This window comes from Caballeronia sp. LZ003, assembly GCF_031451465.1.
In the GTDB taxonomy this organism is placed as follows: domain Bacteria; phylum Pseudomonadota; class Gammaproteobacteria; order Burkholderiales; family Burkholderiaceae; genus Caballeronia.
The window spans coordinates 1,807,370-1,820,533 of record NZ_JARUXJ010000001.1; the positions used below are offsets into that span (position 1 = coordinate 1,807,370).

Consider the following 13,164-nt stretch of genomic DNA (forward strand, 5'->3'; position numbering starts at 1 on the left):
TGCATGCGCGACGCCCTGCCCCATGCGCAAGCCGGCACCGGTGTCGCGGCCATCTTCGGGCCGCCGCGAGAGTTCGCGTTTTTTACGCGTAACGACTTCCTCAGATCACGTTCGCCGCACGCAACCGCGCGATGTCGTCCTCGGCATACCCAAGCGACCGAAGCACTTCATCCGTATGTTCGCCGAGTTGCGGCCCGAGCCAGCGCGTCTCGCCAGGCGTCTCGGACAGCTTCGGCGTCACGTTCGGCAGCGTGATCTCACGGCCGTCCTGCCACGGAAAACGCTGCAGCATTTGACGCGCGATGTACTGCGGATCGGTGAACATGTCGGCCACGCTGTAGATACGGCCGGCGGGCACATCGGCGGCGTTGAGGACGGCGAGCGCCTCGTCGATACTGCGCGTCGACAACCACGCGGCGATGGCATCGTCGATTTCCTGCGTGCGCGGCACGCGGCCATCGTTCGAAGCGAGCGCGGGATCGTCGGCGAGATCGGCACGGTCGATTGCCGTCATCAACCGCTTGAAAATGGGATCGCTATTGCCGCCAATGACGATGCTGCCGTCGCGGCACGGATAGGTATTCGACGGCACGATGCCCGGCAGCGACGCGCCGGTGCGCTCGCGCACCATGCCATAGACGCCGTACTCGGGCACCACGCTTTCCATCATGTTGAAGACGGCTTCGTAGAGCGCGACATCGACCACCTGCCCTTTGCCGCCATTCACCTGCCGATGATGCAGCGCCATCAACGCGCCGATCACGCCGTGCAGCGCGGCAATGGAGTCGCCAATGGAAATGCCGATGCGCGGCGGCGGTAACTCGGGATAGCCCGTGATATGACGCAAGCCGCCCATCGATTCGGCGATCGCGCCAAAGCCCGGTCTGTCGCGATACGGCCCGGTCTGGCCGTATCCCGAGAGCCGCACCATCGCGAGACCGGGGTTTTCGGCAGAAAGCACCTCATAGCCGAGCCCAAGTTTTTCGAGCAAGCCCGGCCGAAAATTTTCGACGACGACATCCGCTTCTTTCGCCAGCCGCCGCACGATCGCCTTGCCCTCTTCGGCCTTCAGATTGATCGTCACGGACTTCTTGTTGCGCGCCTGTACCGCCCACCAGAGCGACGTTCCGCCCACTTCAGGGTAAAGCTTGCGCCACTTGCGCAGCGGATCGCCGCCCTTCGGATCTTCGATCTTGATGACATCCGCGCCGAATTCGCCCATGAAGCGCGCCGCGAACGGTCCCGCGATGAGCGTGCCGAGTTCCAGCACCTTGACGCCGGCAAGCGGGCCCGTCGATGCGGTCATGTCGTTCGTCTCCGCCAATTTTTAAAGTGGGATGTCGAGTGGCTTGAAGCGCGGCGCGCCGTCGGCGAGCGTCTCGTTGAACATCGCGGCGGGCCGGACCCATAAACCGCGATCATGCGGCCAGAGATGCTCGTAGACGATCATGGCTTCCTCGGTTTCCGAGTGCCGCGCGACGCCGATCACGCGATACAGCCCGCCCTTGTAATGTCGATGCGTCGCGAGCGCGAGTGCTTCGGTTTCTGTCATCGATGCAGTCCTTGATCTTTTCTCACACCGAGCGGCGGTCGAGCATCGCGCGGGCGATGGTGCCGGCATCGACGTATTCGAGTTCGCCGCCCACCGGTACGCCGCGCGCGAGCCGCGTGACCTTCAGCCCTTTCGACTTGAGCGTCTGTGCCAGATAGTGCGCGGTCGCCTCGCCTTCGTTGGTGAAGTTGGTGGCAAGCACCACTTCATTCACGGTGCCGTCGAGCGCGCGGTTGATGAGCCGCTCGAAGTGAATTTCCTTCGGCCCGATGCCGTCGAGCGGACTCAGCCGGCCCATCAACACGAAGTAGAGCCCGCGATACGTGAGCGTCTGCTCCAGCATGATCTGATCGGCCGGCGTCTCGACGACGCATAGAAGCGCGGAATCGCGTTCTTCGTCGCTGCATACTTCGCAGATGTCGGCTTCGGTGAAGGTATTGCACTTCTCGCAGTGCTTCAGATGCCCGGTCGCGAACAGCAGCGCGTTGCCGAGTTTGTCGGCGCCCGCGCGGTCGTGCTGCATCAGGTGATACGCCATGCGCTGCGCCGACTTCGGGCCGACGCCGGGCAGCGCACGCAGCGCTTCGACGAGCGCCGACAAGGCGGATGGTTGTTTCATGTGTCCTCATGGGCGGGCCGAAAGCGCGGCAAACGCCGCGTGCGCCTTCGGCCACGCGCTTAAAACGGCAGCTTGAAGCCGGGCGGCATGGGCATGCCGGCCGTCATGCCGCCCATCTTTTCCTGCGTGGTGGCTTCGGCCTTGCGCACGGCGTCGTTGAACGCGGCGGCGACCAGGTCTTCGAGCATGTCCTTGTCGTCGGCGAGCAGGCTCGGGTCGATCTGCACGCGGCGCACGTCGTTCTTGCAGGTCATCGTCACCTTGACGAGACCGGCGCCGGACTGGCCTTCGACCTCGATCAGCGCGAGCTGATCCTGCATCTTCTTCATGTTTTCCTGCATTTGCTGAGCTTGCTTCATCAGCCCGGCGAGTTGGTTCTTCATCATGATTCGGCTCCTTGAAACGGATAGTGCGTATGACGGGCAGACGCTCAGGCGAAAATGCCCGTGCGCCCGGTTGATTCGTTCGCGGCGCGGCTTCTGACGGCGCGCCTCGCGGGATGGCTTATCTTACAGAAGACGCGCCCGAAGGATTCGCGCCCGTTGCGGCAACCGGCTTGATCGATCCCTGCACGATGCTCGCGCCGAAATCGCGAATGAGCGATTGCACGAACGGGTCTTGCCTGATTTCCTGCTCGGCTTGCTGCTGGCGTTTCGCGCGTTCGGCGGCGTCGAGCGCGGCGGCGGTGCGGCGTGCGGGCGCAACCGACACATTGACCTCGAGCGCGCGGCCGAGTTTCTCCGTGAGCGCGGTCTTGAGCTTGGCGACTTGCGCGGCGTCCGCGTATTGCGGCACGGGAACGACGAGTGTGAGCGAACTGGCGTCGCAGGCGGTCAGTTCGCTGTTGAACGCGAGCTGGTATGCAATGCCCTTGAGCGGCAGATCGACCGCGAGCGTCGCCCATTCTCCCGCGATGCCGATAGGGTCGAGCGGCACGGCGGGCGGCAGCGGCGTGGCGTCGATCTTCGGCGCGGGCTTCGCTGTGGGCGCGGGTTCGTTGCCGAAGCGCATGTCGTCCGGTGCGTTATCGAACGCGGGCATGTAGCCGTCGTCGGGAGCGGCGGAGAAGTATTCATCCTCCGATCCGGGCGGCGGGTAGTCGTCGGGCGGCATGTCTTCCCAAGGAGGGATGACCTTGGGGCTTGCTTTCGCGTTGGCGTCATTGCCGGCGCGAGCGGTATTGTCGACGCTAGCGTTCGTGTTGGTGTTGATGTGGGCGCTACCGTTGCCCTTGCTGTCGACGCCCACGCCGGTGCTGCGCTCGCGAACGCCATTGTCGAGGCCGACGTTGCTCCCGCCAATGGCATCAGCACCCGCGTTGTCTGCCGCAGGCGTCGCCTGTACGTCAGAGCCCGCGCTGGCGCGCGGCGCGACGCGGCGCGGCGTCGGCACGGGAACCGAGGGCTTCGGCACGGCAGGTTTCGTTGCAGCAGGAGCGCCCGCTGGCGCTGCCGCCGCGCCTCTTCCACCACGATCCGATGAAAGTCGCATGCCCGCACTACGCAATACTTCGAGCGCGTCCCTTGCGCCACCTGCGGCGCTGCGCGGCGCGACTGATCCGGCAGACGGCGACGTGGTTTCGGACGCGCCATTATTAGAAGCCTCGTCTACAGCTTGCCGAGCCGCGGCAGAAAGCGGCGCCGATGCGACTGGCACTTCGTCGGAAACAACGTCTCGTGCATTCCCGACAGCAGATGGTGTATTGGCCTGAACGATCTCTCCTGTGCCTTGAGCAAGCGGCGATTCGGCGGCCTCGGCTACAGAAGGCGAATCGGCAGAGTCGGCCTTCCGCACATCTGAAGATGCGGCGCTCGGCGTGGCCGAATTGAAGTCTTCCTGCGCCACTGGTGCATCGCTTGAAGATGCGATGGTGTTCAGAGGCGCGGCTGAATCGGCAACGGCAATATCCCGTGCGCCTGAAGGCGTGGCGCTATCTGCGGCAGGAGCGGGATTGGCAGTGGCCGTCTGCGCGCCTGAAGATGCGGCGCTGTCCGACACTAAAGCTGAATAACCGACGTCCGCTCTCGATGCGCTTGACAAGCCAGCCGTGTTTGCAAGCGCAGTCGAATCGCCAGAGGTCGCGTTCTTCGCGCCCGAAGGAGCGGCACTTCCTCCAGCGTCCGGCAAGTCCGCGGAACCGGCGTAAGCCGCACGCGATGCCGCATCCGCCATCGCCGATTCTCGTGCATCGGACGCGCCGACTGGCTTCGCGACTGGCTCCGCGACTGATTCAGCCGATTCGACACTGCGCTTCGCTTCAGCGCCCGCAAGCTCGTCGGATGCGTCACGTGGCCCGACTTTCGCCGAGGTCGCAGACCGTGCGCCATGCATGTCCAAATCGGAAGCAGCCGCTTCACCTGACTCAGCCAACTTTTCAAAAGAACGGTCGCTAATCTGGTGCCGCGCGCCCGCTCGATCCGCCAGAACGCCATCGCGAGCCACCGGTGCCGGCGCCACGGCCCGCTCCGCCATAGCTCCCGCGAGCGCCGCATTGCGCGCGCCCTTCACGCTTTGCGGCGCACTCACCGCGAGCCCGCCACCGCCACCTCCGCCAGGACCGCCAGCGGGTTCGAACGCGAGCATGCGCAGAAGCGTCATGGTGAAGCCCGCGTATTCATCCGGCGCGAGCCCCAGTTCGCTGCGTCCGACGGTCGCGATCTGATAGAACAACTGAACCTGTTCGGCCGACAAGCCCTCGGCGAATCGACGAATATCTCCCGCCTCCGGCCACTCGTCCAGCACCGATGCCGGCGCGAACTGCGCCCACGCAATCCGATGCAGCAAGCTCGCCAGATCCTGCAACGCGGTCGAGAACGATAGACTGCGCAAAGCCATTTCATCGGCGATGGCAAGCACGCCCGCGCCATCGCTTGCGGCGAGGGCATCGAGCAGACGGATCAGATAGCTTTGATCCAGCGCGCCGAGCATGCCGCGCACGGCTTCCTCGGTCACCTGATTGGCCGAATAGGCGATAGCCTGATCGGTCAGCGAAAGCGCGTCGCGCATGCTGCCGTCCGCCGCGCGCGACAACAACCGCAGCGCCTGCACTTCGAAAGCAATGCTCTCTTGCTGGAGGATGTTCTCCAGATGCGACACGACATGTCCCGCGGGCATCTGCTTCAGATTGAACTGGAGGCAGCGCGACAGCACGGTGACCGGAATCTTCTGCGGATCGGTCGTGGCGAGAATGAACTTCACATGCGGAGGCGGCTCTTCCAACGTCTTCAACATGGCGTTGAACGCGTGGTTCGTGAGCATGTGCACTTCGTCGATCATGTAGACCTTGAAGCGCGCGTCGACCGGTGCATAAACCGCGCGCTCGAGCAGCGCCGCCATTTCGTCGACACCGCGATTGCTCGCCGCATCCATTTCGACGTAATCGACAAAACGGCCTTCGTCGATTTCCCGGCAAGCGCGGCACACGCCGCACGGCTTCGAGGTCACGCCGGTTTCACAGTTGAGCGCTTTTGCAAAGATGCGCGAAAGCGTGGTCTTGCCGACGCCGCGCGTACCCGTGAAAAGATACGCGTGATGCAGGCGGCCACCGTCGAGCGCGTGCGTGAGCGCACGAACGACGTGCTCCTGGCCGACGAGCGACTCGAACGATTTCGGCCGCCATTTGCGTGCGAGAACTTGATAGGTCATGCGCGAAATTGTATCAGCAACGACTAGCGGCAAACGCCGCCGAAAGCGGCTGTCCGGCGCATCCGGAGCACGCGTGAAGATGCGGATTCAAGTCGCGTAGATGCGAGCGAATCGACTAAAAACCAGAGGAGAGTGAAGCAGGAAACCGCGGAGACTGAAGCCGGAAAAACGCAAATAAGGCGGAAGGTGACGAGCCCGACCCTCGGCACTGGTGGAAAGCGGCTGTGGCTGCTTCGTTCCCGACCTGACCAGGTTGACCGCGCCACCATGCGAGGAGGCCCGTCACGTCGAATCATATCACGCCGATAGCCGCGCCCGATAGACCTCGCGAGCACGTCGCCGACTGCATGCGGCTCCGCTCTTGCATTGCCCGAATGCGCCTCCAGTTGAGCAATGAAGGGCTGCGCGACGGCGCCTATCGGCATCGGCGACAGATAGCAAATTAAGCTAAGATGAGCGTTGAATCACGTGCGGCGCATGCTTCATCGTCCATGCGGCCAGTCCGCAAGGCTCGTCAGACGTGGTAAGCCGGCTTCGTCTCGCCCAAGCGGCGACGAAAATCTTTTACTGTTTTGGTGTATCGTGGCGAGCATTCAAACGCGGGCCTCGAATCAATAGAGGTATTCAGACAATGAGCGAATCAATCAAGCACATCAGCGACGCATCTTTCGAACAAGACGTCGTCAAGTCGGACAAACCTGTTCTGCTCGATTTCTGGGCCGAGTGGTGCGGTCCGTGCAAGATGATTGCCCCGATCCTCGATGAAGTCGCAAAGGATTACGGCGATCGCCTGCAAATCGCGAAGATCAACGTCGACGAGCATCAATCGACGCCGGTAAAGTTCGGCGTGCGCGGTATCCCCACGCTGATCCTGTTCAAGAACGGCGCAGTGGCCGCGCAGAAGGTCGGCGCGCTGTCGAAGTCGCAGTTGACCGCGTTCCTGGACAGCAACCTGTAATAGCTCGACCGGTTCGGAGCCAGCATCGTCGGCCTTTGAACCGCGCTTGAACCACGGCGCCGATGTTGTCCACCGACAACATCGGCGCCAAGGCCCCGCCCCCGGCCAAGCTAAGGCTCGCGTCGCGTGTGCTATGCTAGAATTACAAGAGTTCAAGAAGTACTAAGTCCTAGAGCGGTTCCGCTCACCTCTTCTCCCAAATCTTTCTGTCGTACCTCTTCTCCCTGGCGGGAAATCCGTATGCATTTATCCGAGCTCAAGTCTCAGCACGTGTCTGCACTGATCGAGATGGCCAATGGCCTCGAGATCGAAAATGCGAACCGCCTGCGCAAGCAGGAACTCATGTTCGCCATACTTAAAAAGCGCGCCAAGGGTGGCGACACGATTTTCGGCGACGGCACGCTCGAAGTGCTGCCCGACGGCTTCGGCTTCTTGCGTTCACCCGAGACTTCGTATCTCGCGAGTACGGACGACATCTATATCAGCCCGTCGCAGATTCGCCGCTTCAATCTGCACACCGGCGACACCATCGAAGGCGAAGTGCGCACGCCGAAAGACGGCGAGCGCTATTTCGCGCTGGTGAAGGTCGACAAAGTTAACGGGCAGCCGCCCGAGGCCTCGAAACATAAGATCATGTTCGAGAACCTCACGCCGCTGCATCCGAATAAGCCGTTGCCGCTCGAGCGCGAAATGCGCGGCGAGGAAAACGTCACTGGCCGGATCATCGACATGATCTCGCCTATCGGCAAGGGCCAACGCGGTCTGCTCGTGGCGTCGCCGAAGTCGGGCAAGACGGTGATGCTTCAGCACATCGCGCATGCCATCAAGTCGAACCACCCGGATATCGTGCTGTTCGTGCTGCTCATCGACGAGCGTCCGGAAGAAGTCACGGAAATGCAGCGTTCGGTCAAGGGCGAAGTGATCGCTTCCACCTTCGACGAACCTGCCGCGCGCCACGTCCAAGTCGCGGAAATGGTGATCGAAAAGGCCAAGCGCCTGGTCGAAATGAAGCACGATGTCGTGATTCTGCTCGACTCCATCACGCGTCTCGCACGCGCCTACAACACGGTCGTGCCGGCCTCGGGCAAGGTGCTGACGGGCGGTGTCGACGCCAACGCGCTGCAGCGTCCGAAGCGCTTCTTCGGCGCCGCGCGCAATATCGAGGAAGGCGGGTCGCTCACGATCATCGGCACCGCGCTGATCGAAACCGGCAGCCGCATGGACGACGTGATCTACGAAGAGTTCAAGGGCACCGGCAACATGGAAGTGCACCTGGAACGGCGTCTCGCGGAAAAGCGCGTGTATCCGTCGATCAATCTGAACAAGTCGGGCACGCGCCGCGAGGAACTGCTGATCAAGCCGGACCTGCTGCAAAAGGTTTGGGTGCTGCGCAAGTTCATTCACGACATGGACGAAGTCGAAGCCATGGAATTCCTGCTCGACAAGATCCGTCAGACGAAGAGCAATTCCGAGTTCTTCGACTTGATGCGGCGTGGTGGCAGCTGATTTGCCATTCGCTTATGCGTCGAGAAAAAACCGCCTGCCTTTGGTCAGGCGGTTTTTTTTATGTCGTCGCTGTCGGCTGATGTCGATTCGCGTTTGCCGGCCACTCTATCCGCGTGGCGACAGCTCCAGCCGATCCCGCAAGCAGCGCATTCTGCCCACGATCCTCCCCCATCCGTACAATCCGGTCTATCGCGCTTCCAACGCCTCAATCGATGACCAATCCCTTCACCCGCTGGTTCGGCGCGCAACGCCGCGAGCGCACGCTGCGCAAATACGCGATCGACGAAAGCCTGTGGCGGCGCACCCTCGATGCCTATCCGTGCTTCGGCCACCTGAATCCTGCCGACCTCGAACGTCTGCGCGAGACCGCGAGTCTCTTCATCGCGCAAAAGGAATTCTCGACCGCGCACGATCTCGAACTGACCGACGCCATGATCGTCTCCATCGCCGCGCAAGCCTGTCTGCCCGTCCTCAACCTCAGTCTCGACCTTTATCGCGGCTGGGTCGGCGTGATTGTCTATCCGGGCGAGTTCGTCATCAAAAAGACGGTGGAAGACCAGGACGGCGTCGTGCACGAAGTGGAACACGATGCCAGCGGCGAAGCATGGGAAGGCGGCCCGGTCGTGCTCTCGTGGGAAGATGCCCAGATGGCCGATGGCGCCGACGCCTACAACGTGGTGATCCACGAATTCGCCCACAAGATCGACATGGTGAACGGCGAGGCCGATGGTCATCCGCCGCTCTATCGACGCTGGCACGCGCCGCTCGACTCGACCGCATGGGCCGATGTCTTCGATAACGCCTATGACCAATTCTGCGCCCGCGTCGACGCGGTGCCGCAGCGCCGTTTCGGCCGCTTCGAGCGCGAATCGCTGATCGATCCCTACGCGACAGATCATCCATCCGAGTTTTTCGCGGTCTGCAGCGAGGCGCTGTTCGTTACGCCGAAACCCTTCGAAGCGGAGTATCCCGAGTTGTATCGCCTGCTTGCGCGCTATTACCGGCAGGACCCGGCGGGCGTCGGCGCCCTCTTCTAAAGCTTTCCAAAAAGATGTCAAGGGTCTGATTTTCTGGCATAATCGCCGTTTTTCGACCCTAGGCAAGTGACTCGCACGAGCGCCTTGAACTCAAGACGCAACGGGTTGGCTACCGCCAGATACCAGGAAAGACCATGAAAGAAGGCATTCACCCGAATTATCGCGAAGTTCTGTTCGTCGACATGTCGAACGACTTCCGTTTCGTGACCCGCTCGACCATCCAGACGCGCGAAACCGCCGAATTCAACGGTAAGTCGTACCCGCTCGCGAAGATCGAAGTGTCGTCGGAATCGCATCCGTTCTACACCGGTCAGCAAAAGATCATGGACACGGCAGGCCGCGTCGAGAAGTTCAACAACAAGTTCGCTCGCTTCTCCACCAAGAAGTAAGACGGACCACCGCTTCAGCAAAAAGGGCAGCTCTGGCTGCCCTTTTTTGTCTCTGCCGTTTCCATGATGCTGCACGGCAAAACGGTAAGGGTTGTTGCACGGCGTTACCGCGAGCCCGTCGACACTGACGCACTCCGAGGCGCGCGTCTACAATGCCGGATGCTCTGGCCCCCGCCGCGCTTGCACGCACCTGGCAACCTACCCGCACGCACCAACGCACGGCGCACTGCCCGTTTCTCTCGATAAGCCCTCACGCATGCGATCTGTCGTTCGTCTGACCGCCTCCGCCACCAGCGCCCTGCCGCGCTGGCTATTGCTCGCCATCTGTATCGTCTACGCGTCGTTCGGGCTGTTCGGCCGCGACCCGTGGAAGAACGAGGACGCGGCGGGCTTCGGCGTGATGTGGACGATGGCCAACGGCGACGCGCGCGACTGGCTGCTGCCCAATCTCGTCGGCAAGGCGCTCACGGGCGACGGCCCGCTGATGTACTGGCTCGGGGCATCGTCGATCCGGATCCTGAGTCCGTGGGTCGATGCCAGCAACGCCTCGCGCGTGGTCACGGGCCTGCTCTTCACCATCGCGTGCGCGTTCGTCTGGTACACGGCCTATCTGCTTGGCCGGCGCGACGAAGCCCAGCCATTCAAATACGCGTTCGGCGGCGAACCCGAGCCGCGCGACTACGGCCGCACGCTCGCCGACGGCGCCCTGCTGATTCTCCTCGCCTGCTTCGGGCTCGCCGAGCGCGGTCACGAAACCACGCCGCAGCTCGCGCAGTTCGCCGGCACCGCGATGCTCATCTACGGCCTCGTTCGCAGCATTGACAAGCCGATTCACGGTGCGCTCGTGTGGGGCGCGGCAATCGGCGTGGTCGGCTTATCGAGCTCGCCCGTGCTGGTGTTCGCGCTTTTGCTATGCACGCTTGCAATGACCATCATCGTGCGTCAGGTGCGCGCCGCGCCGCTGCTGATCTACGGCCTGCCCGTCGCCGTCGTGCTGATCGCCGCGTGGGTGCTGCCGACGCTGCATTTCTTCCCCGACGATGGCGAATGGTGGCTGCGTCAATGGTGGCGCAACAGCTTCGATACCTTCTCCGGGCCGCCGTCGCTCGTGTTCGGCTACGCGATGAAGAACCTGCCGCTCTTCACCTGGCCCGCCTGGCCGCTTGCAATCTGGGCCTTCGTGAGCTGGGGCGGCATGCGCCGCTCGCCGCACGTCGCCGTGCCCTTGTCCGTGATCGGACCGCTGCTCGTGCTCGTCGTGCTGCAGGCGCGCGAAACCAATCGCCTCTTCTTGCTGCTGCTGCCGCCGCTGTCCGTGCTCGCGACTTTCGCGCTGCCGACCTTGAAACGCGGCGCGATCAACGCGATCGACTGGTTCGCCATGCTCAGTTTCACGATCATCGGCACGCTCGTCTGGCTCGTGTGGACGGCCGGCATGTTCGGCTTTCCCGCGCCCATGGCCCGCAATCTCGCACGCCTCGCGCCCGGTTTTCATCCCGAATTCAAACTCATTTCGTTCGTCTGCGCGGTCGCGGTGACGGCGTGCTGGTTCCTGCTCGCGCGTTGGCGGCTTGCACGCCATCCGAAGGTGCTGTGGCGCAGCGTCGTGCTATCGAGCGCGGGCACCACGCTGATGTGGGTTTTGCTCATGACTTTATGGCTGCCGGTCGTCAACTACAGCCGGACGTATCGCGATGTCGCGGAGCAGATCGCCGATCATCTTCCGCCCGACTACAACTGCATCTCGCCCGCACGTCTCGGCGACGCGCAGATCGCCACCTTCGCGTACTTCGGCGGCATGCACTTCGCGTTCGACGAAGATTGCGACGTGGTGCTGCGTCAGGATCGCGCGGATTACGGCGATCCGCCGTCCATCTCGGCGTTCGAATGGAAGCTCGTCTGGGAAGGCCGGCGCGTGGCCGACCGCGACGAGCGCTTCCGCCTCTACGTGCGCATTGCGCGCCCCACGCCGCCGGTCAAGAAGCCGCTGCGTCCGAAAAGCCTGCGCCGGGTGCAATAACGCATGGGCGCCGCCGTGTCTTCCAAAGCCGCCACGGGCATGCTGAGCGATGTCCGCAAGATCGGCGCGCTTGCCTGGCCCGTGCTGATCGGCCAGCTTGCGGTGATCGCGTTCGGCGTGATCGATACCGCGATGGTCGGCCGCTTCTCCGCCACCGATCTCGCGGCGCTCGGGCTCGGTTCGTCCGTCTATATCTCGGTGTATATCGGCTTGACGGGCATTCTCGTCGCGCTCCAGCCGATTGCCGGGCAACTCTTCGGTGCGGGCCGCGAGGCGGAAATCGGCGAGGAAACGCGGCAGGCGCTGTGGCTCGCTTCGGTACTCATGGTGATCGGCTTCGTTCTGCTCTACTTTCCCGAACCGCTGCTGAGTCTCGCGAAAGCGCCGCCCGCGCTACATGACCGCACGGTGGACTACTTGCGCATTCTCTCGTTCGGGCTGCCCGCGAGTCTCGTGTTTCGCGTGTATAGCTCGCTGGCGAACGCGGTCGGCAAACCGCGGCTCGTGATGTTTCTACAAGTCGGCGGGCTCGTGCTCAAGTTTCCGCTCAATACCTGGTTCATCTTCGGCGGTTTCGGCGTGCCCGCGCTCGGCGGTCCCGGCTGCGCGCTTGCGAGCACGCTCATCAATTGGGCGCTCGCCATCGTCGGAATCACGGTGCTGCTGCGCGTGGAATTCTTCCGGCCGTTCGGCATCTTCGCGCGCTTTTGCTGGCCGGTGTGGAAGCGGCAGATGGCGCTGCTGCGTCTCGGCATTCCGATGGGGCTTTCGTATCTCATCGAAGTGACGTCGTACACGTTCATGGCGCTCTTCATCTCGCGCTTCGGCACGACCACGCTCGCGGGACATCAGATCGCGGGCAACCTCGGCGCGGTGCTCTACATGACGCCGCTTGCCATCGGGATCGCGTCGTCGACGCTGGTGTCGCAGGCGCTCGGCGCAAAGCGTCTGGACGACGCGGCCTCGATCTCGCGGCACGGCATCGGCATGGCGTGCGTGCTGGCGCTGGTGTACGGCGTGATCCTGCTTGCCGCGCGGCCGCAGATCATCGCCGCCTACACGCCCGACGCCCACGTAATCGCCGCCGCGATGCCGCTCGTCTTCATCATCTTCTTCTATCACCTCTGCGACGCGCTGCAGATCACCACGGCGTTCATCCTGCGGGCGTACAAGGTCACGCTCGTGCCGACCGTCATCTACGCCATCGCGCTGTGGGGCATCGGCCTCGGCGGCGGCTATCTGCTCGGCTTCGATGTCGGCGGCATGGTGCCCGAGTGGCTGCAAGGCGCGCGCGGCTTCTGGATAGCCAATACGGTGAGTCTCGGCGTGGCGGGCGTCGGCCTCTTTCTGTACTGGCGGCGCGTGAGTACGCGGCATCGCAACGTGGCGACGCGCTGAGAATCGCCGAAATGCGTCAACGCAACCGATTCGTCGCAAG

The 13,164-nt window shown here is 63.0% G+C and carries 11 protein-coding genes and 1 other RNA gene; 6 read left to right on the forward strand and 6 right to left on the reverse strand.

Features of this window, described 5'->3' with window-relative positions:
- Positions 1–100: 100 nt before the first annotated feature.
- The 6 genes from QCE79_RS07990 to ffs all read right to left on the reverse strand — a co-directional run bounded on the left by QCE79_RS07990 (position 101) and on the right by ffs (position 6,100).
- Complete coding sequence (locus QCE79_RS07990) at positions 101–1,306, reverse strand: CaiB/BaiF CoA-transferase family protein (RefSeq protein WP_309843237.1); 1,206 nt, start codon at positions 1,304–1,306, stop codon at positions 101–103.
- 21 nt (positions 1,307–1,327) lie between these two features.
- Positions 1,328–1,552, reverse strand: coding sequence for a DUF1653 domain-containing protein (locus QCE79_RS07995; protein WP_014191626.1), 225 nt, complete (start codon positions 1,550–1,552; stop codon positions 1,328–1,330).
- Positions 1,553–1,574: 22 nt separating this feature from the next.
- Entirely contained in the window at positions 1,575–2,171 is a 597-nt protein-coding gene (gene recR, locus QCE79_RS08000) for a recombination mediator RecR (protein WP_244825350.1), read from the reverse strand.
- Between the two features lie 59 nt (positions 2,172–2,230).
- The gene (locus QCE79_RS08005) at positions 2,231–2,557 is read right to left on the reverse strand and encodes a YbaB/EbfC family nucleoid-associated protein (protein ID WP_244825351.1); all 327 of its coding nucleotides are present in this window, start codon (positions 2,555–2,557) and stop codon (positions 2,231–2,233) included.
- Between the two features lie 118 nt (positions 2,558–2,675).
- On the reverse strand, positions 2,676–5,816 hold the full coding sequence (gene dnaX / locus QCE79_RS08010; RefSeq protein ID WP_309843241.1) for a DNA polymerase III subunit gamma/tau: 3,141 nt from the start codon (positions 5,814–5,816) through the stop codon (positions 2,676–2,678).
- Between the two features lie 185 nt (positions 5,817–6,001).
- An RNA gene (gene ffs, locus QCE79_RS08015) (signal recognition particle sRNA small type) lies at positions 6,002–6,100 on the reverse strand.
- A gap of 347 nt (positions 6,101–6,447) precedes the next feature.
- Between ffs and trxA the strand changes: the two genes are divergently transcribed.
- The 6 genes from trxA to QCE79_RS08045 all read left to right on the forward strand — a co-directional run bounded on the left by trxA (position 6,448) and on the right by QCE79_RS08045 (position 13,124).
- On the forward strand, positions 6,448–6,774 hold the full coding sequence (gene trxA / locus QCE79_RS08020) for a thioredoxin TrxA (protein ID WP_008349330.1): 327 nt from the start codon (positions 6,448–6,450) through the stop codon (positions 6,772–6,774).
- A gap of 240 nt (positions 6,775–7,014) precedes the next feature.
- Complete coding sequence (gene rho, locus QCE79_RS08025; RefSeq protein WP_244825353.1) at positions 7,015–8,280, forward strand: transcription termination factor Rho; 1,266 nt, start codon at positions 7,015–7,017, stop codon at positions 8,278–8,280.
- A gap of 212 nt (positions 8,281–8,492) precedes the next feature.
- Entirely contained in the window at positions 8,493–9,317 is an 825-nt protein-coding gene (locus tag QCE79_RS08030; protein WP_250464981.1) for a zinc-dependent peptidase, read from the forward strand.
- A gap of 134 nt (positions 9,318–9,451) precedes the next feature.
- The gene (locus QCE79_RS08035; RefSeq protein ID WP_016345518.1) at positions 9,452–9,706 is read left to right on the forward strand and encodes a type B 50S ribosomal protein L31; all 255 of its coding nucleotides are present in this window, start codon (positions 9,452–9,454) and stop codon (positions 9,704–9,706) included.
- 256 nt (positions 9,707–9,962) lie between these two features.
- The gene (locus tag QCE79_RS08040) at positions 9,963–11,726 is read left to right on the forward strand and encodes a glycosyltransferase family 39 protein (protein ID WP_250464983.1); all 1,764 of its coding nucleotides are present in this window, start codon (positions 9,963–9,965) and stop codon (positions 11,724–11,726) included.
- A 39-nt stretch (positions 11,727–11,765) separates the two neighbouring features.
- Positions 11,766–13,124, forward strand: coding sequence for an MATE family efflux transporter (locus QCE79_RS08045; protein WP_250465062.1), 1,359 nt, complete (start codon positions 11,766–11,768; stop codon positions 13,122–13,124).
- Positions 13,125–13,164: the final 40 nt, after the last annotated feature.

Coding starts and splice junctions, on each gene's coding strand:
- QCE79_RS08045 (WP_250465062.1), top strand. CDS start 11,766: ATGCTGAGCGATGTCCGCAAGATCGGCGCGCTTGCCTGGCCCGTGCTG.
- recR (WP_244825350.1), bottom strand. CDS start 2,171: ATGAAACAACCATCCGCCTTGTCGGCGCTCGTCGAAGCGCTGCGTGCG.
- trxA (WP_008349330.1), top strand. CDS start 6,448: ATGAGCGAATCAATCAAGCACATCAGCGACGCATCTTTCGAACAAGAC.
- QCE79_RS08030 (WP_250464981.1), top strand. CDS start 8,493: ATGACCAATCCCTTCACCCGCTGGTTCGGCGCGCAACGCCGCGAGCGC.
- QCE79_RS08005 (WP_244825351.1), bottom strand. CDS start 2,557: ATGATGAAGAACCAACTCGCCGGGCTGATGAAGCAAGCTCAGCAAATG.
- QCE79_RS08040 (WP_250464983.1), top strand. CDS start 9,963: ATGCGATCTGTCGTTCGTCTGACCGCCTCCGCCACCAGCGCCCTGCCG.
- QCE79_RS08035 (WP_016345518.1), top strand. CDS start 9,452: ATGAAAGAAGGCATTCACCCGAATTATCGCGAAGTTCTGTTCGTCGAC.
- dnaX (WP_309843241.1), bottom strand. CDS start 5,816: ATGACCTATCAAGTTCTCGCACGCAAATGGCGGCCGAAATCGTTCGAG.
- QCE79_RS07995 (WP_014191626.1), bottom strand. CDS start 1,552: ATGACAGAAACCGAAGCACTCGCGCTCGCGACGCATCGACATTACAAG.
- QCE79_RS07990 (WP_309843237.1), bottom strand. CDS start 1,306: ATGACCGCATCGACGGGCCCGCTTGCCGGCGTCAAGGTGCTGGAACTC.
- rho (WP_244825353.1), top strand. CDS start 7,015: ATGCATTTATCCGAGCTCAAGTCTCAGCACGTGTCTGCACTGATCGAG.